We start from the raw sequence: 19,559 nt of genomic DNA, 5'->3' as shown, positions 1-19,559 counted from the left end.
ACCTTTTCAGTGACTTTTTTACCGTCTGTCTTATGAAAATTATTTTTAAATTTACAATAGAAATAATTGATTAATCTTCTAAAAAAAACTAAGATAGAAGTGTTAATATCTTGAAAATAAGATTCGTCATTTATAGATCAAAGAAGGAAGGATCTTAATTAGGGAGAGGATGTATTTTGAATTCTAGCTTGGAAGCCACGCCCAAAATCGCGTTAGTGGAAGATGAGCCTTCACATGCATTACTAATACGATTTAATTTAGAATCAAGGGAAAAAGAGGTCGTTCATTTTGAGAGCGGAGATGAATTTTTACATGCAAAACTCTATCAATACGACCTCATTATTATAAATGTTGACCTTTATGATATAGATGGCTTACAATTATGTACTCAGTTGAAAGATAAAGGAGTATCCGCACCGATTTTATTTGCTACAACCAATCCAAAAATAGAAGAGGAGTGTTGTTTTGACACTCAAATTCAATACATAGTAAAGCCATTTTCAATAAAGGATTTAGTGACAAAAGTTGAGCAATTATTAGAAAAAAAATATCTTGTAGTCTGAAACTAATTCGATAAAATGAGAACGGGAAACATAATAAATGTAGTTGACACAGATGAAATCTTGCTGTAAAGTCTTCATTGTAAATTAAATACCTCGTTAGGTGAGGCTCCTGTGCTGGAGATACGCTGCTGCCCAAAAATGTCCAAAGACGCCAATGGGTCAACAGAAACCATCGACATAAGGTGGTTTTTAATGTAGCTGGATAAAATCCTATGCCGCACAGTGCTAAAGCTCTACGAATGGAGGACGATTAAAGGCTTTTTTTGCCGTGTCATTTTGATTTTTTATGTTATCATTTTGGTACTGCTTTATTTGCTTATGTAAAAGACACCTTCATTCGGTTGAAGGTGTCTTTTTTGTTAAGCAAGAAAGGTTCAAACAAAAAAGGTTGAATCTGCTCACAAATTTGCGTCAGAGCCATATAATTTACATGGAGAAAATATTTTTCTCTATCCCAACTTATTGTGACGGTCTTTAGATTTTAGGAGGTGATGTGGAATGGATGAGGATAGTTTAAGCAATATAGGAAATAATTGCATATGTTATGCGTTCGTAAAAAAGAATAAGCGTACTGGATGTCCATTCCCTTCACTTAGCAAGAGGTCAGGTGGGCTCCTAACATAAGGAGGAGTTACAGTGGTTAGATTAGATGAACAAAATCGAAACGAATATGAAACGTTAATTTTAGATGCTTTGCAAGAAAATGATAGGAAGCAATTTCGTGAAACCTTTTTAGAACTACACCCGATAGATCAAGTGGATATTTTTATAAAGTTATCAGAAGAAACACGGAAGAAAGTGTATGAGTATTTATCTCCAGAAGATTTTTCTCATATTTTTGAAGGGCTTGAAGTAAAAGATCAAAAGCAAACCTATCTTGAGCTAGATGAAGCTTACTCTTCTGAGATGTTTAATAATATGTTTGCAGACGATGTAGCCGACTTTTTAGCTGAAATGACAGGGGAAAAAGTTGAAGACATTTTAAAGAAAATGAACCAAGTTGAGGCAAAAGAAGTAAAAGAGTTAATGTCCTATGCACAAGAAACGGCTGGGGCAATTATGACAAAAGAATTTGTTAGCATATCCTCAACTGATCTTGCCTCAAATGTAATTGAACAATTACGAAATGATGCACCAGATGCGGAAACGATTTATTATCTATATGTGGTCGACCAGCTAGAAAAACTAGTAGGGGTTATTTCGTTAAGAGATCTTATTACAGCTCCGGCAGATGAAGTTATTGAAAATATTATGAGTACCCGAGTTGTATCTGTACAAGATGATATGGATCAGGAAGATGTAGCGAAGCTCATCAAAAAGTATGACTTCTTAGCAGCTCCCGTTGTTTCTAAGCAAAATCACTTAATCGGCATTGTTACATTTGATGATGTCATTGATATTCTAGAAGAAGAAGCAACGGAGGATTTGGGAGAGATTTCTGCGGCCAAAGGGGCAACGGATGTCAATGTTAGTGCGTTTACAGCGGCCAAAAGACGTTCGCCTTGGATTATTATGTTGATGTTCTTTGGACTAATTACGGCTGAAGTTATTGGTCAGTTTGAAGAAACGTTAGAAGCCATTGTATTATTAGCGGCCTTTATTCCGCTCATTATGGACTCAGCTGGTAACACAGGAACTCAGTCACTTGCTGTTGCCGTACGTGGTCTGGCGCTTGGAACTATAAAAAAAGGCAGCATTGGCAAGATGGTTAGACGTGAATTTGGGACAGGGCTCATGCTTGGTTTGATTTGTATGATTGTTTTAGGGATTACGGTGACTCTTATTCATGGACATTGGATGTTAGCATTAATTGTTGGCTTTTCGATCTTTTGTACATTGAGTATTGCAACCGTGATTGGAGCTACGGTTCCGCTTGTTATTAACAAATTAAAGCTAGACCCAGCTATTGCATCAGGTCCATTTATCACAACAGTGAATGATATTCTTGGTTTACTAATTTATTTCTCGATTGCCACAGCGCTTCTTGATTTCTTATAGGATACCCTATAGGGGGTGCCCAAAGCTCAAAAACCTTTTGGAGCTTTGGGCACCCCCTTTTCTATCCAAGAATATCAAGGAATATTGTAGTAGATACTTTAAAATAAGTCGTTATTGAAGGAGTATCGTACTATGTCCCTTGATGTGTTTATAATGGGTATTGCTTTTATCTTTATTCACCTATTTGCAAATGAGCTCATTCCGTCTGGTCGAATTCAAAAGTTAAAGTGGTTCTCTTTTTCAGGGGGGTTAGCTGTATCTTATGTGTTTGTCTATGTACTTCCAACCTTACACAAAGAACAAATCCTAGTGAAAAAATATGGTGACTATTTTACAATGGAGTCGGAATTGTACTTTGTCGGTTTAATAGGTGTTTTAATTTTCTATGGAATTCAAAAAGTGGTAAGAAATGCACAACGGAACCATAAAACGAATAAAGCAAGAGCGTTATTTTGGTTACAAATTCTGTTCTTCGGCTTTTATAATATGTTAGTGGCCTATACGGTCATTTCGCATGATGTCCTCGGAGTTCAAGCGGTGTTCTATGGTCTTGCTGTTGGACTTCACTTTGTAGCGGTTGCCCATGATCTCTGGAGGGAATACGCTGATATTTATAATAAAGTCGGTAGGTATGTCCTTGCGCTAGGGATCATTGCTGGTTGGATTATGGGGGTATTGGTGAAAGTATCCCCGTTAACTGAATCGATTATCTTTGCCTTTATTTCAGGTGCGATGATTTTAAATGTTTTAAAGTATGAATTGCCACCTGATGATGAAGCTCATTTTATTACTTTTACCATTGGTGTTGTTTCATACACGGCTATAACGATGTCGTTAAAATTTTTCTTTCAATGGTAAGGTAAATAGTATAATAGAAAATTCTATGACAAATACAGCGCTATGTTATGATTTTCCTCACAATTCGATTATAATAGGTTGGAATGTAATTTAAAGGAGGGCTCTATTTTGCTTACTGGTATGTACCATGCGCACGTTGATTCATGGTGGCTGCTCATTGTGTTATTTTTAATCACATATTTCTTACTAAGAGCTGGCAAGGATAAAGGTGCAAAAATTCTACATATGATTGTTCGACTCTTTTACATCGTGATGATTTTCTCTGGTGTTGTGTTATTGTTTAATTGGAATTTCGCCATTGCTTATGTCATTAAGGCCATCTTGGCTATTGTGCTTATTTATGCAATGGAAATGATCCTTGTACGTACGAAAAAAGGAACGCTTGGATCAAAAGCACCAATGTACTGGGGATTATTTGTGGTCACGCTTGTGGTTGTCATTTTACTAGGAATGAGAATTATTACATTTTAATAACTAGCTAGGGGGAAACCTCTAGCTAGTTTGTTTTTTTCAAAAATGATTGAACTAGATCAACAAATTCTGTTTTATCATATGAATGGTATAGAGCAGAAGAAAGGCGGATTGGATCACCAAAAAAGAATCGTTCATATTGTGTCTGACGAGAACCGAAAGGACTCATTGTTAAATCCCACGCTAAGCGAAACAGTTGAACTCGCTCTTTTGCCGGTGCTCCTTTTGCTTGTAAATATTGCTTTAAATCTATGCCGATGTCGGAATTAAAATCCTGTTCAGTTGGTAAAGAAATGAATCCACTTGCCCCAAGCATCTGCATATATTCAATGAGGCGAGAATATTCTTTTTGGTAGTAAGTAGAAGCGGCCATTAACGGCTTAGGGTTAGGAACCATTGTACCAAATTGATTTAGAGTAGCTTCAGCTTCAGCTTTATATAATAAGGATGTCATGATTTCTAGTGTCACGATCATTTGACTTAATTTCTCTTGAACATGTTGATAGTCTGTGATGGCAATTGTTTGGGCTAGGGATTCACTTATTCCTAAAAGAAACTCTGTTTTAACAATTTGCCTGCAAACGGCTTGGAATAATAGCATGATATTCAGATTTGTTTCTGTGAAGATCCGTCCAACGGCATTCAAATCCTTGTATAAAAACACCCGGTCCCATGGTACGAGGACATGGTCAAATACAACAACAGAATCGACTTCATCAAATTGTGAAGTTAAAGGATAATCAAAACGGTTTGAGCACCCTTTAGCATACGACTGCCGACAAAGAAATTTTAGACCAGGTGTGTTAGAAGGGATAGCAAATGCGTAAACATAAGCAGGATCAATCGAATTTCCACCCACAGGTAAAACGAGCACCTCATCTGTAATGCCGCCTTGTGTAGCAAGCAAACGTGCCCCGTGAATGACAATCCCTTCTTTTTTCTCTGCAATAATTTTTGCCGCAATGATTTCTTCTTTATCGGAAAACTCAATATAATGAGGAGATCGATTGACTTGTGGATTAATAAACGTATGAGTAAAAGACAGGTCATTCTTTCTAGCATGTTCAAATACTCGTTTCACATTTTGACTAAAACGCTGATCAAAAAATGAATACGATGAACCAAGGGTCATGATTGCCGTATTGATATAATCGGGTGAGCGTCCAAGTGTTCCACCACTTTTTCGCGCCCACAACTGAGTTGCCTCTTTTCGCTTCTTTAATGCTTCGATTGAAGTAGGTTGTTCAAAGGCAAAGTTACATCGGCTTTTCTCATCATGCACTTGATATGTTAAGGAAGGGGCTAAATTAGGGTCATGTTGCAGGTCGTATAGTTTTCCTTTGCTTTGCAATATTCCTTTAAAAGCAGGATGTTCAGATAAATTGCCGCATACTTTTTCTCCATCAATCCATACTTCATTTTTTAGTGAGTCAATACGCTCAACGTACTGTTTTCCAGTTATTATGGCCAAGGTTATCCCACCTCCTTTAGGGTTCACTTACATATATGCAAAAAAAAATGGAAGTTTCCTATTAATCAGTTGAAAAACCATTCAGCGTTTTTCTTTTTCGTGTTCTTTGCGAAGTGGTAAAATAAGAGTAAATAGTTGAGAGGATTTTGTGTAATGAATTGGACGGTAAAGAAATTTGATGAGTTATCAATTGATGAGTTATACGAATTAATTCGTTTAAGAATAGAAGTGTTTGTAGTGGAACAGGACTGCCCCTATCAAGAATTGGATTCAAAGGATCAAGAAGCCATTCACTTATTCGGAAGAAGAAAGGGCGAACTTGTTGCTTATAGTCGATTATTCCCAAACTCAGTAGTTAATGAAAACTCTTCAATTGGGCGTGTGATCGTAAAAGAGAGTGCAAGAGGAAAGGGGTATGGACAAGCACTGTTAGAAAAAGCAATCGAGTATCTGGAAGTTGAATTACAGGAAACAAAAATTCTTATCCATGCACAGCTATATTTACAGGAGTTTTACGAGTCGTTTGGTTTTAAGAAAGTTTCTGATATTTATTTATTAGATGGGATTAATCATTTGGATATGCGAAGGGAGCGCTACAATTGAGCGAACTGAATCTATACGGTACACATGTAAAGGACGTTGCCAATAAAGATCGATTACAAAAAGTGTTCGAACTCCAAAAACAAGAAAAAAGCAAAGTCTTTTATGTACTGCCATCTCAAATGTGGTTGCAAGAAGCAAGAAGAAAAAGGCCAGGTTTATCTAGTACGACATTTGATGATATTGCAAGTTTTATTTTGAACGAATTAACCATCCCCTATGTTCCTTTATCTGAAGAAGAAAGAACGCTCTTCTTTCTTCAGTATGTAAGGGAAGAGGTCACTTTCCGTGGAGAAGAGGTCGTCTCAGGGAAAGCGCGTGCTTATGCTGACACGTATGGCCAACTGAAGCGACTGGGATTGGACTTAGCAGATATTCCGACATCTCTATTGCCACTTCGTGAGTTATTTCAAAGATATGAAGAGCGAGTGGTCTCAGGCAGAAGCATGCTCGATCCAGAGAATACGATCTTGCATGCGATCAAGCTACTTAAACAAGCTCCGGAACAAATAAATATATCAGCAATCGTCATCGATGGATATTACGATTTTAGTCCATTGCAAATGTTGTTTATTGAAGCATTAAAAGAAGCTCGTATTTCGGTAAAAATATTTGTCCCCGATCATTCTAATTTTGCTATTGTTGATCAAACAGTGAAGGAGCTTCTCTCAATAGGATTTGAAGATCAAAGAGTTAATAGAAAAGAGATGAAGTTAGTTAAGCAACAGGAGTTAATAGCTGCCTCTACCAATGAAGAGCAGTGGTGTGGGTTAATGGAAGAGATTCGGTTGTCTGAATGGACGTATGATCAGATAGGTCTATTAGTAGTCGATGACCGTACAGATGACGTTATGAAATATGCTGATCGTTATATGGTCCCCGTTAACAAAGCAAAAAAACGCAAACTGTCTACAACGTCGGTTCATGCATTACTACAATTGGCATTGAGTAATACAACCGCACCAAAATCTAAATGGGAACAGCTTCCATTAGTTGAACAAGTATTACGGATTTATCAAGTAAGTGGATTAGAATTTGCCAAACAAAAGCAGGCTTTTATCCAATCGGCTCAGTGGATAAATGAGCAACATCAAGAGCTTTTTACGTTTATTCAGCATCTACAGTGGGAAAAGAGTGCTGCTTTTATAGATTATATAAGCAAATTCCGTCAAGTCATCAATAAAATGGAATTATTTACTGTTTTTAATGAGCAACTAGAACAAGCGGAAGATGTGGCTAAGCTACAAGAAATCGCAAATGAATATAAAGCGTTACAGAAAATAGACGAGCACCTTAGTAAGTATGAGAAGCTCCTTTTGGATAAAGGATTAGAAACCTTAATGATGACCCATGATTTGTTTATCGATTGGATTTGCGGCCTTGGGGAAAGCTTGCAGCTCTTTGAAGCAAGAGCATCGAAACAAGGAGTATCAATTTATACGTGGCGTGATGTAAGTTTGTTTCAAGGAGAGCAGCTTTTTGTAGTTGGAATGAACGAAGGAGCATTTCCTGCTGCGCATCACTTAAGTGGCTATGTTCAAGAACGCGATATACTAAGCGGGACCGTACGTTTTAGTCCTCCGACTAGTGAGCATTTTCGCTTGAAACAACAAGCATATTTTGAGCAACTTCAATATGTAGCAAAGTCGATTACATTTACGTATGTAAAAGGAATCGACGCGAACCATCCGTTGTTACCTTCTGCTTTACTTGAAGATCTGAAAGAATCGGATCAAATGTGGACATGGGAGAATAGAATCGGCAGAGAATATGCGTTTTCGTCTGAAGATCAACAAGATAAATTAGCCTATCATTTAGGAAAAGGTTGTATAGTTGAAAACCTTCCTAAGGAAGTGCATGAGCTTAGAGGCAGGTTAGATCGCTTAGAAAAAGGCGCTGAACCGATTTCTCTTAATCAAACTCATCCTGTAAAGCCAGTTGTATCTGTCACAGCTCTTGAAAGTTATGCGAGATGTCCGTTTCGATACGGAATGGAGAGAGTGTTGCAAGTGACAGAGCCGCAAGCTATTCAAGAAAATGTATCCCCACTAGATATTGGTGACTTAATGCACTCAATCATTGAAGAGATTTATCAGGAATTGAATGCAGTTGGGCAATCTTTTGTTGCATTAAAAGAGAAAATTGGCCATATTCCTGAGCGAATAGAAGAACTTTTTGAAGAAAAATGGGAGCAAGTCGAAAAGCAAAGTCCAGAAATATCTCGTTTAGATTTACAAATGACAAAGCAACAATGGCAAAAGCGGCTGCGTCGTTTTTGGCAGGCGGAAAGAAAACATTTCTTTGATAACGCCAACCTCGAACAAATGCACATTATGGCTATTGAAAAACCAATCCGGTTTGAATTGCCGTTATCAGATGAAAAGACGTTAGTATTAACCGGGAAAGCAGATCGAATTGATCGATTGAACAATTCAATCGTTGTATACGATTATAAGTCAGGTCATGCAAGTGTAAAAATGGAAGACGTTCAATCCGGTTTAAAGCTCCAGCTGCCACTTTATGCTTTTGCAATCCGTGAAGAGCTTGAAAGGCTAGAGGAGGCTGTCTTCCAAGCTGATGGAGCTAGCTATATTTCTCTTAAAGAGCCAAACAAGCGAGCAGGGAATGGAATATGGAGAACAGAACATGTCGGAAAATCATCGCGTTATAACGTTTCCTCTTTTTGTCGAAATCGAGAAGATCATTTAGGGAATGAGCAATTTCTCATCGACCATCAATTAAAGGAGAGAATTACGGAGATTTGGGAAGGGATGCAAACGAACTTTCCAGTTGAACCGCTTGAATGCTCACCATTTTGTTCATATCGTACCGTTTGCCGAGTAACAGACGAAAAGAGAGAGCAAGCAAAAAGCTAATCTACAAGAGGAAAGAGAGGAGGTTCTACTTTGCAGTTTAATGATGCGCAATTACAGGCAATAACAAGTGAGAAAGCAATGATTTTAGTTTCTGCTGGAGCTGGTTCAGGAAAGACACGTGTGCTAACAGAGCGGTTCATCCATTTATGTGAACTTAATCTGAAAGATCCTACTAATCCTGTTGGAGCTACAGTCGAGGAGCTCGTTGCCATCACATTTACAGAAAAGGCAGCTAGAGAAATGAAGGACCGTATTCGAAAAAGATTGGTAGAAAAGGAAACAGAAGCGCAAGATGAGGATGAAAAGGGATATTGGTTGAAACAAAAAGAAGCAATGGAGCGGGCTAATATTTCTACGTTTCATAGCTTTTGTCAGCGTCTGCTCTCCCAACATGCAATGGCAGCCGATCTAGTACCACATAGTCGAGTAATTGATGATATAGAAGCACGTAGCCGCAAGAGAATGATTTTGACAAAAATGTTTGAAGAGCGGTCATTTCATGAAACGGCCTGGTCTTTACTAGAAATGATGAGTAAAAGTCAACTGTTTGAAACAATTGAACAAATCCACAATGATATTCGTGAATTTGTAGTAGGGGAGAATGCGGTTGACTCTTTAAACTTAGAAGAGATGCTTGAAACACAAAAGATTGCAAAGCAACAAGAGCAAGTAAATGCAGTTCACACACTTCATGCTAATGCCAAAAGGTGTATTCAAGCATTTCCACCAGTTGGCGATTTAACAAAAGCTCAAAGAGGACACATCGAGAAAATAACAGAAGGTTTTGACTCACTTCCCGATCCGGATGACCCAAATGAGTATATGGCAGCAATGAGTAGGATTATGCCTTCAAGATCTGATAAGCGCTGGAATGAGAAAGCTCCGACCCTATATGAGCTTTATACAGAGCATTGGAAGCCACTCAAAGATAGCTGGAGTGAGGTTGGTGGGAATGTATCTACTAATGATGATACAAAGGACTTACTATCACGTTTTTTCATTCTTTTAAAAGAGTTTTCTAAACGTTATAATCACGAAAAAAAAATTGCCGGTGTGCTTGACTTTTCAGACCTACAGCAGAAGGCTGTGGCTCTTCTTACGAACAAATCGATTCAGGAAGCTTGTCAAAGGCAGTTCCGTCATATGATGATTGATGAATTTCAGGATACAAATAAGCTTCAGCTTGAAATGTTGGAACAAATCAATCCTCCCTTTCAATTTATTGTAGGAGATCAGAAGCAGTCGATCTATCGCTTTCGCGGTGCCAATGTTTCTTTAATGAATGAACGCGAGGAGCTTGCTGCTTCAAGTATAGATGGTGAAGTCATTTTAATGAATGAGAATTACCGGACAACGGCTCCTGTCATTGAAGCTGTCAATGAACTCTTTTCAAGTGCAATGGTTCAAAAGCGGACAGAGCCGTATGAAACGGTGTATGCACCACTTCGAGCAAATCGCCCTGGTGAATCGGCAGAGGAAAAAAGAGTAGAGCTGATGACGCTAGAAAACCAAGAAGAAATAGAAGAATCGACTTATGATGTATTAGCAAATCGAATTGTCGAGATGGTTGAAACAAAACTTCCTAAAGTCTATAACGGTGAACAATGGCGAAATCCCTATTTTGGCGACATTGCGATCTTAATTCCAGCCAGATCTCATCTCCTTGCGTTAGAGCGTTCACTTATGGATAAAGGAATACCCTATGTTGTAAGTGGGGGTGTTGGTTTTTATGAAAGACAAGAGATACTTGATTACACGACCCTTTTGAGATGGCTGAATCGCCCGTTTGAGGAACTGCACTTATTAGCGGTACTGAGAAGTCCAATATGTGGTCTTTCAATAAATGATTTCCTACTGTTAAAGCAACAGCTTGAAGAACCAGAAGCATTATTTGAACTAGTATATGATGAATCGCATCTGGCATTTGAACAATTGCCAATGACCATACAAAAAGCGTGCAATGATGTTCGACAATGGCTATCCAAGTGGACCCCTTTTCGTACAGAACAGTCCCTTGATAAGACATTACATGCTATTTTTCAGGAAACGGGCTTAAAAACGACACTCATGCTTCAAAAGAATGGGTTACAGAAAGTGCGAAATGTAGAAAAGCTGATTCAAACCATATTGGATAGTAGACAAAGCAGTTTAGAGTTGATGTTAGATGAGCTTGATGATCGGATCGAACTTAGTGAAAAAGAAGGAGAGTCAGAGGTAGAGCGTGTTGATGGAGATGTCGTACAAATTATGACCGTTCATGCTTCTAAAGGATTGGAGTTTCCTATTGTTTGTTTACCTCAATTAGAAAGAGCGATTAAAGGTGATAAAGGTAGTATACGCTTTCACCCTGAATTAGGTATCGTTATGAATTTGGAAGAGGAAGCAACTGAAATTGATGGGGAAAAGTCGATTTACCAAACTCCAGGATTTCCTCTTGTAAAGGAAAAAGCAACGGCAGAAGCAAGAGAAGAAGCTAAGCGGTTATTTTATGTAGCTATGACTAGAGCACGTGACTATTTATTTATGATAGGCGAAGAATCTAATGCCTCTCATACATGGCTTGCGCTAACGGAAACAGCCATAGACACGACTAACTTAGCAGATAAGATCTTGCGTGTAGATGAAAGCACTAATCAGGCATCCCTTTCAAGACAATTAGAACCGTATACCATTCCGATGCTAATGAAGAACGACAACATTCCATTAACATTATCGGTATCAGAAATCATGCTATTTATGAAAGATCCCGTCGCTTATTTTAATCGCTATGTCATTGGTATGCCAGATACATCATTAGTAATAGATAATGATATAGAGACGACGAACACTTCACGTGGAATTGATTCGTCCACACTCGGTACGCTTGTTCACCGTGCGTGTGAATTACGTGACAATGGGTTAACGAACGAAGAGGCAATAAGAGAAGCGATTCGTGAAGAAGAAGAGCAGGGAAGAGATTTATTGTTGTATGAAAGAGAGATGCTAGGTTTAATGAAGTCCTATACGGATGAAATAAAAAAGGATCTAGGAGAGTCAGTAGAAACGGAATGGTCGTTTGTTACAATGATTGAAGATGTTGAGATTATAGGTGAAATTGATAAAGTAACAACAAAAGACGGCAAGTGTCATCTAATTGATTTTAAAACAAATAAGATCGTTCAATCAGGAAGGGAACTTCTTGATCTATATTGGCCGCAGTTGTACCTATATAAAATCGCGTATGAGCAAGAAGCAAATGAAGTGATTGAGACCATGTCATTATTTGTGTTTCGAGATAGGGAAACACCGCTACATACGATAAGTGTAGAAAGAGAAGCCGACGAGGCTGTTCGAAATTCAATTCGAACCATACAAAACCTTCGTTTTAAAAAAGCAACAAAAGCAGAATACGAGGCTCTCTTAAAATAAGAAAAAGAAGCGACTGGGCATCAGTTCGCTTCTTTTTTATCTACCTAAACGATTCTCTTACGAATGGCTGCACTTAAGTAGTCTATGATGGTAACAACAACGATGATTACCAGCAAAATCATCCCTACTTCATCCCATTTTCGGTTTGAGATTGAGATCGTAATTAACGTACCAATACCACCTGCACCAATGATACCGAGGATCGTAGAGGCACGAACATCAATTTCGAAACGATAAATAGCATATGAGAGGAATTCAGGAATAATTTGTGGGATTACGCCATAAAACAGTACTTGAATTTTATTGGCACCATTAGCTTGGAGAGCTTCAACTACATGCATATCAATCGATTCAATAACTTCAGAATATAGTTTTCCAAGCATTCCAATAGAACCAATAGCAATCGCTAAAACCCCAGCGAATGGACGTGGTCCAACAGCTGCAACGAACATTAAAGCAAGTACTAATTCAGGGAAAGCACGAATCCCGTTTAGAAAGCCTTTTGAAATATTGTTTAATGTTTTGCTTTTTACCATATTACTTGCAGCAAAGAATCCAAATGGGATGGCTAATATTGCAGCAAGTAACGTACCAGTATAGGCCATTTGTAAAGTTTGCCACATAAGAGCCATTATTTTTTGCAGGGCACTCCAGTCAGGTGAGAACAGCTGTGGAATTACTCGACCCATGTTTTCAATTGTACGCTCACTAAAAACACGGTCCCAGCGAATATCTATCGTTGCAAATGTCCAAACGTAAAGGGCAATGATAGCAATAGCAATCACAATGTTACGAATGATCTTATAAGGTGAACGTTTCTTTTTTGGCGGCATGACTAAATCCATTATACAATTCTCTCCCTTATCTTATTACTAATGTAGTCAATGATGACGACGGCAATAAAGATAATGATAATAATCGTCATGACTCGTGGATAATTAAAGAAGCTGATTTGTTGTTGAAGCAATAACCCAATACCACCAGCCCCTACAAACCCAAGTACCGTTGAAGCTCGTACATTTACTTCGAAAACATACAGGCCAAAGGAGACAAATTGCGGTAGCACTTGTGGCATGACAGCATACCAAATGACTTGGATTGTATTTCCACCAGAAGCACGGATCGCATCTAATGGATTCATGTCAATCGATTCAATCGTTTCATACATTAGCTTGGCTAATAGACCTAATGAGAAAATAAAAAGGGCCATGATCCCTGGGAATACTCCTACTCCAAAAATACCAACAAAAATAATAGCAAGTAAAATGTCAGGAATAGTACGTAACACGTTCATAATAAAACGAACAGGTTGATGAATCCATGGACTTGGAAATAAATTTGCTGCTGAAAGTAAGAAGATCGGAACACTTATGATGGCAGCAAAGGTTGTTGCGATAATAGCCATTTGGATTGTTTCAATTAACTTCTCCATTACTTGAGGTGCGTACGCCCAATTAGGCGGGAAAAGGTCTGTTAGTATACGTTGAAACCCACCCCAACCGCGAACAATATCCATTGGTGTTGATTTAGTGGCCCAAGACGTGTAGGCATAGACAGCAACAATTGCTACTAAAATGATAGTCATTCTTAATTTAGCATTTGTTGAGACAACACCTTTTATTTCTGGTTTACTCATCGTCAGGACCCCCTACAAGGTCATCCTCTCGAATTTTTCGACCATAAATCTCTTCAAATGTCTGCTCTGAAACTTCACTAGCAGGCCCGTCGAAAACCACTTCTCCGGCACGCATTCCAATAATACGATCAGCATATTCCATGGCCATATCAATAAAGTGGAGGTTAACGATCGTTGTAATATTATCTTCTTTGTTTACTTTACGTAAGTATGTCATTACTTGATGTGAGGTCGGTGGGTCAAGACTTGCTACTGGCTCGTCCGCTAGGATAATTTTTGGCTGCTGTGTTAATACACGAGCAATAGCTACACGTTGCTGTTGTCCACCACTTAGTTGATCCGCGCGCATGTACACTTTTTCTGCAATGTTGACACGCTCTAAGCTACGATAAGCAAGTGAGACAGCTTCTTTTGGAAAGAGGTTAAAAAGGCTTGCAAACGTTCCTGTATGACCAAGTCGGCCAGAAATAACATTTTTCATAACAGTAGACCTTTTTACGAGGTTATAATTTTGGAAGATCATCCCTACTTCTGTACGAAGCTTACGGAGCTTCCGTTGGTTGTAAGGCAAGATGTCTTCGTCGTCAATAAGCAATTGACCTTCTGTTGGTGTAACAAGACGGTTCATGCTGCGAATTAACGTTGACTTTCCTGCTCCTGATAAACCTACAATTACCACAAATTCACCTTTATTTATTTTTAGGTTTACTTTTTTTAAACCTTGAGTGCCGTTAGGGTAAACAAGTGATACATCTTTAAATTCAATCATTTTCATTCCCTCATTTCCATTTTCTAGAAGTAAAAAGTCCCTCTTTTGTTTTCTTTACAATAAAAGATAGAGAAAACAAAAGAGGAGGGGAGAATAATTTATTCTCCCCCAAAATTAATTCAGATTAGTTCACATCAAATTTTTCAGAAACACTACGAACTACGTCATAATCGCTATCAGTAGCTGTATCAATTCCAGTCCAGTTGTAAACGGAATCCATAATTTCTAGCATTTCTTCATCGTCATTGAAAGAAAGGAATACTTCAACAATTTGATCGATCAACTCTTGTGGAAGATTTGTTGTTACTGAGATTGTATCATTTGGAATTTCGTCTGTGTAATCAAGAACTCGTAGCTCTTCCATTACTTCAGGATAATCTGCTTCAATTGATTCACGCGCATCGTCAAATGTTGTAGCAACATCAGCGTCACCTTCTAACACTTGAATTAATGCGTTATCGTGTCCACCAGCTTGGATAATGTTAGAGAAGAAGCTTTCAACATCCTCTACACCATAATCATCCATTAATTGTGCAGCTGGGAATAAGTATCCGCTTGTAGAAGTTAAGTCAGGTAAAGCCCAAATCTTTCCTTCTAAGTCTTCAAGAGACTCGATATCTGAATCAGCACGTACAGTGTATTGAGCTTTATATGTTGAGCTACCATGACGAACAGATTTTAAAACAGCTTCAATATGATCATAACGATCAGTTGCTAAAACATAACCAAAAGCTGGAATGAATCCGATATGGACTTGGTCATTCCCCATAGCCTCAACAGTAGCTGTGTAGTTTGTCATAACCTCACCGCGTACTGGAATTCCTAATTCTTCAGAAAGACGATCTGCAAGTGGTGCAACAGTATCAGCGATATTTGCTGAGTCTTGAGATGGAACAAATCCCATAACTAGTTCTGATGGATAATCAGCTGTTGCATCTTCATCTGTTTCTTCAGTAGCATCTGTTTCTTCTTCCGTTGGATCAGCCGCTGGCGCTTCTTCAGTAGGTTCATCGGCTGCACCACATGCTGCAAGAGCCATAGCAAGTACAAGAACAAAAAGTAATGATAGTAACTTCTTCAAATCTTCAACCCCTTTTTTAGTATGTAATCTTTGTAACACAAATGTGATTATGCATGATTCTCGAAAATAATACTATATGAAACATGCAATCTTCACACTAAATTAAAAATACACTAACTTTATTTACAATTACAATACATTTGTTATATTTTCCAACTAATTTCTTTTTTTTATTTACGAACGGTTATGCTAAAATGATAAAATATTGTCCGGTTTGAAAGGAGAAAAAAATGTTAACAACTTATAAACTTATTATCTTTGATTTGGATGGAACTTTATATGAAGGAACCGATCACTTTGATTATTATGCTGAACAATTAAAAGTAGGTGTGAAACTAGAAGAGCAAGATCAATTTACTTCGGAATATGAGAAGATGAAGAAAGGAGATCATATTGTTCAAATTGGAAAGGCTTATGACGTAAAACGAGATCTTGTATTAACAGTGGATCCGATGACATTAATGGTTTCTAATGCTCACCGCTGGGATGGAGCGCAATTAAGTGAAAATGACATAAAGACGCTATACCCACACACGCTCGAGTTTAATTTCAATGATATGATTGCAATTGGAGACGGATGGTGGCTGCCATTTGTTACAGCGAAGCATTATGGTGTTGAGGATTGTTACCCTAGTTATTTAGCAACAAAAGAATACATGGTAACGGATCAATTTACACTTGAGAAGTTAGAAGGTTTGAAGGATGGTTTAAATGAATTAAAGAAACAAACAAATATCGTTCTCGTGACTAATAGCGATCGTGAGGATGTTGGCCGATTATTACATGAATTAGACTTACAAGATGTATTTGAGCACATTGTCACCTCAGCGAAAAAGCCTGCTCAAACAACGCCGATTTTTCAAGAATTATTAAAGCAATACAAGGTTGAAGCAAAAGACACAGCTTCCGTTGGTGACAATTTTATCAATGAGATTGCACCGGCGTTATTGTTAGGAATGCAAGGGATCTATATCAACCCTCATGGCTTTGAAATGGATCATCAATCATTAAAGGTTATACCCTCAATTACAGCTTGTTTTAAATAAGGTGAAACGGGATCAAATGCCTTCTATAAGTTGGTTCTTATAGAAGGTCAAATTTTAGTAAATCAAAAAAACATCTTTCTCTCATATGTTTCTATCTTGAAATTCTAAGAAACTATAAGACAAAAAAACTATTTCTTATTTCCTATATCATTAAAATAATCTATAATGAAAATGTGATAGGATAAAAAAAAGCTCACAATAAGTCGAATTTATATAGAGGTGAATGGCTTGATTAATGCAGAGTATTTAGATGTTTTTCTAGATGAGAGTCAAGAACATCTACAAGCGATTAATGACAATCTCCTAAGGCTTGAACAAGCTCCAAGAGATTTATCAATTGTCGGTGAAGTATTTAGATCTGCCCACACACTTAAGGGAATGGCTGCAACTATGGGGTTTGAGGATTTGGCTCATTTAACTCATAATATGGAAAATGTTCTAGATCTCATTCGTAATGAAAAGCTTGACGCTGAATCTACAGTACTTGACGTTGTATTTATGGCAGTAGATGACCTTGAAGCTATGGTAACAGATATTGCTAGTGGGGGAGATGGAAAGCGAGATGTCAGAGAGGTTGTATCTCAGCTTGAGCAAATCGAAAAAGGAGAAACTCTTCCAACGACGGTAAATGAGATTGGAACAACTGATGTAAGATCAACTACTAGTGAACTAGTAGAAGAATATGATGAGTTTGAATCAACGGTTCTTGAGCAATCAATGGAACAAGGCTATACTACATATCAAATTAAAGTGACGATTGATGAAAATGCGATGTTAAAAGCGGCTCGTGTCTTTATGGTATTTGATGTGCTAGAGCAAGTGGGGGAAGTGATAAAATCAACTCCTACCGCGGAAGATTTAGAGGCTGAAAAATTTGATGAGCATTTCTTAGTAACACTCATTTCAAAAACGAGTGGAGATGAAATTCAACAGCGAATTTTAAAAGTTTCAGAAATAACAAATGTGGTTGTTCAACAGTTCGATGTGAAGACATTAGCTGCACAAAAGGTAGAACAGACGAATGTTGAAACGAAAGTAGAACAAACACAAACGTCACCAAAAGTTCATAAAAAGGTACAAGAAGAAGAGAAGCCAAAAAATGCACAAGTTGAGTTAAATAAAACGATACGTGTGAATATTGAGCGTTTAGATGTATTGATGAATTTATTTGAAGAACTAGTTATTGACCGTGGTAGACTTGAACAGATTGCAAGTGAGCTTCAAAATACGGAATTAAACGAAACGGTTGAGAGAATGTCACGCATTTCTGGTGACCTTCAAGAAATTATTTTAAACATGAGAATGATGCCAGTAGAACAAGTGTTTAATCGTTTCCCGCGTATGGTACGTAACTTATCAAAGGATTTAAACAAAAAAGTAAAATTAGAAATTATCGGTGCAGAAACCGAACTTGATCGGACAATAATTGACGAAATTGGTGATCCTCTCGTTCATCTATTAAGAAATTCAATTGATCATGGCATTGAGACACCAGAAAAACGAGTCGCAGCTGGCAAGCCAGAAGAAGGAAAAGTTACCTTAAAGGCCTATCATAGTGGAAACAATGTTTTCATTGAAATAGAAGATGATGGAGCAGGAATTGACCGTGATAAAGTGTTAGAAAAGTCTTTATCAAATGGAATTATAACGGAAGAAGAAGCTGAGAAATTAACAGACCAACAAGTTTATGGATTGCTCTTTGCTTCGGGATTCTCGACTGCTGAGAAAATAACAGATGTTTCAGGACGTGGAGTTGGTCTAGATGTTGTGCGGAACACGTTTGAATCATTAGGGGGCATTGTGACAGTAGACTCCGAGCTTGGAAGAGGATCCATCTTTTCCATTCAATTGCCACTTACATTATCCATTATTGATGTCATGCTTGTTGAAGTGAAAGAGGAAAAATACGCCATTCCATTATCTTCAATTGTGGAAACAGCTATTGTAAATAGAAGTGACGTATATAGTGTTCACAATCAAAAAGTCATTGATTTTAGAGGTAAAGTTGTCCCTCTTATTTTCTTAAAAGATGTGTTTGACGTTCCAGGTGAACATAGTGAGGAAGAGTTTTACTCTTTAGTCATTGTCCATAAAGGGGATAAAGTAGCCGGTCTAGTCGTTGATTCCTTAATTGGTCAACATGATATTGTCCTTAAATCACTAGGAAATTACTTAAACGATGTCTTTGCTATTTCAGGCGCAACGATTTTAGGGAATGGACAAGTTGCTCTTATCGTTGATTCAAATGCACTAATTAAGTAATCTTGAGAGGGGAGGTAGAGAAGTTGGCCAATGATACAGTTACAAAAACAGATATAAAAGTGATTGTTTTTCAATTAAAAGATGAAGAGTATGCATTAGAAGTTGATTATATTCAATCAATTGAACGAATGCAGCCAGTTACAAGGATCCCAAGTACATCTCCTTTTGTTACAGGTGTGATGAATCTACGTGGAGTCATTACACCAATCATTAATTTACGGAAACGATTTGGAATTGAAGAAAAGGAGTATGATGAGGCGACTAGAATTCTAGTTATATCAAAGGATCATCTTGAATTAGGATTTATTGTTGACGGAGCAAATGATGTCATTGATATACCGATCGAAAAAATTGAACCATCACCTGAAGTAATAGGTGGTGTCGAAACAGACTATATACGCGGGGTTATAAAACTAGAAAAACGACTATTTACCTTGCTTAATTTAGATAAAATAGTTCAGTAAATTTCCATACATTGCTATGTATGTATTAGGAAGAATGATATTAAAGCAAATTTAGA

The 19,559-nt window shown here is 37.7% G+C and carries 15 protein-coding genes and 1 riboswitch; of the genes, 10 read left to right on the top strand and 5 right to left on the bottom strand.

Going from position 1 to position 19,559, the window contains the following annotated elements:
• Positions 1-176 precede the first annotated feature (176 nt).
• From LQ50_RS20310 to LQ50_RS20295, 4 genes are all read left to right on the top strand, one after another.
• Positions 177-563, top strand: a complete 387-nt coding sequence (locus tag LQ50_RS20310; RefSeq protein WP_034632851.1) for a response regulator transcription factor — start codon at positions 177-179, stop codon at positions 561-563.
• Positions 564-648: 85 nt separating this feature from the next.
• Positions 649-814, top strand: a riboswitch (M-box (ykoK) riboswitch).
• Between the two features lie 385 nt (positions 815-1,199).
• The gene (gene mgtE, locus LQ50_RS20305; protein ID WP_034632850.1) at positions 1,200-2,561 is read left to right on the top strand and encodes a magnesium transporter; all 1,362 of its coding nucleotides are present in this window, start codon (positions 1,200-1,202) and stop codon (positions 2,559-2,561) included.
• Positions 2,562-2,693: 132 nt separating this feature from the next.
• Positions 2,694-3,419, top strand: coding sequence for a DUF3270 family protein (locus LQ50_RS20300; protein ID WP_034632848.1), 726 nt, complete (start codon positions 2,694-2,696; stop codon positions 3,417-3,419).
• 108 nt (positions 3,420-3,527) lie between these two features.
• Positions 3,528-3,890 carry a DUF1516 family protein gene (locus tag LQ50_RS20295; protein ID WP_237563769.1) on the top strand — a complete coding sequence of 121 codons (363 nt, stop codon included), beginning with the start codon at positions 3,528-3,530 and terminating at the stop codon, positions 3,888-3,890.
• A gap of 25 nt (positions 3,891-3,915) precedes the next feature.
• On the opposite strand, the gene hpaB is transcribed toward LQ50_RS20295, so the two are convergent.
• Positions 3,916-5,361 (bottom strand): 4-hydroxyphenylacetate 3-monooxygenase, oxygenase component, encoded by a 1,446-nt coding sequence (hpaB, locus tag LQ50_RS20290; RefSeq protein WP_034632846.1) that lies wholly within the window; start codon positions 5,359-5,361, stop codon positions 3,916-3,918.
• Between the two features lie 153 nt (positions 5,362-5,514).
• Here hpaB and LQ50_RS20285 point away from each other — a divergent pair, with 153 nt between their 5' ends.
• Genes LQ50_RS20285 through LQ50_RS20275 form a run of 3 tightly spaced genes read left to right on the top strand, consistent with a single transcriptional unit; the run spans position 5,515 to position 12,245 of the window.
• Complete coding sequence (locus LQ50_RS20285) at positions 5,515-5,964, top strand: GNAT family N-acetyltransferase (RefSeq protein WP_034632844.1); 450 nt, start codon at positions 5,515-5,517, stop codon at positions 5,962-5,964.
• Positions 5,961-8,837, top strand: a complete 2,877-nt coding sequence (locus LQ50_RS20280) for a PD-(D/E)XK nuclease family protein (RefSeq protein WP_034632841.1) — start codon at positions 5,961-5,963, stop codon at positions 8,835-8,837. The genes LQ50_RS20285 and LQ50_RS20280 overlap by 4 nt, the downstream gene beginning before the upstream one ends.
• A 30-nt stretch (positions 8,838-8,867) precedes the next feature.
• Positions 8,868-12,245: a UvrD-helicase domain-containing protein gene (locus LQ50_RS20275; protein ID WP_034632838.1), complete on the top strand. Its 3,378-nt coding sequence runs from the start codon at positions 8,868-8,870 to the stop codon at positions 12,243-12,245.
• A 44-nt stretch (positions 12,246-12,289) separates the two neighbouring features.
• Here LQ50_RS20275 and phnE (LQ50_RS20270) read toward each other — a convergent pair whose 3' ends face one another.
• The 4 genes from phnE (LQ50_RS20270) to LQ50_RS20255 form a co-directional block, all read right to left on the bottom strand.
• Complete coding sequence (phnE, locus tag LQ50_RS20270; protein WP_034632836.1) at positions 12,290-13,090, bottom strand: phosphonate ABC transporter, permease protein PhnE; 801 nt, start codon at positions 13,088-13,090, stop codon at positions 12,290-12,292.
• On the bottom strand, positions 13,090-13,881 hold the full coding sequence (phnE, locus tag LQ50_RS20265) for a phosphonate ABC transporter, permease protein PhnE (protein ID WP_034632834.1): 792 nt from the start codon (positions 13,879-13,881) through the stop codon (positions 13,090-13,092). The genes phnE (LQ50_RS20270) and phnE (LQ50_RS20265) overlap by 1 nt, the downstream gene beginning before the upstream one ends.
• Positions 13,874-14,650: a phosphonate ABC transporter ATP-binding protein gene (gene phnC / locus LQ50_RS20260; protein ID WP_034632832.1), complete on the bottom strand. Its 777-nt coding sequence runs from the start codon at positions 14,648-14,650 to the stop codon at positions 13,874-13,876. Before phnC ends, phnE (LQ50_RS20265) begins: the two co-directional genes overlap by 8 nt.
• A gap of 124 nt (positions 14,651-14,774) precedes the next feature.
• Positions 14,775-15,731, bottom strand: coding sequence for a phosphate/phosphite/phosphonate ABC transporter substrate-binding protein (locus tag LQ50_RS20255; protein ID WP_034632830.1), 957 nt, complete (start codon positions 15,729-15,731; stop codon positions 14,775-14,777).
• 230 nt (positions 15,732-15,961) lie between these two features.
• Here LQ50_RS20255 and LQ50_RS20250 point away from each other — a divergent pair, with 230 nt between their 5' ends.
• The 3 genes from LQ50_RS20250 (at position 15,962) to LQ50_RS20240 (ending at position 19,503) form a co-directional block, all read left to right on the top strand.
• Positions 15,962-16,777 (top strand): HAD family hydrolase, encoded by an 816-nt coding sequence (locus LQ50_RS20250; protein ID WP_034632828.1) that lies wholly within the window; start codon positions 15,962-15,964, stop codon positions 16,775-16,777.
• 228 nt (positions 16,778-17,005) lie between these two features.
• Positions 17,006-19,039 (top strand): chemotaxis protein CheA, encoded by a 2,034-nt coding sequence (locus tag LQ50_RS20245; protein WP_034632826.1) that lies wholly within the window; start codon positions 17,006-17,008, stop codon positions 19,037-19,039.
• A gap of 23 nt (positions 19,040-19,062) precedes the next feature.
• A complete protein-coding gene (locus LQ50_RS20240; protein WP_034632824.1) occupies positions 19,063-19,503 on the top strand; it encodes a chemotaxis protein CheW in 441 nt (146 codons plus the stop codon).
• The last annotated feature ends 56 nt before the right edge of the window (positions 19,504-19,559 follow it).

Origin of the sequence: Halalkalibacter okhensis (assembly GCF_000787375.1) — a bacterium.
In the GTDB taxonomy this organism is placed as follows: Bacteria; Bacillota; Bacilli; order Bacillales; family Bacillaceae_D; genus Halalkalibacter; species Halalkalibacter okhensis.
The sequence above is the reverse complement of the archived record's forward strand: the minus strand, read 5'-3'. Positions and strand labels throughout refer to the sequence as shown.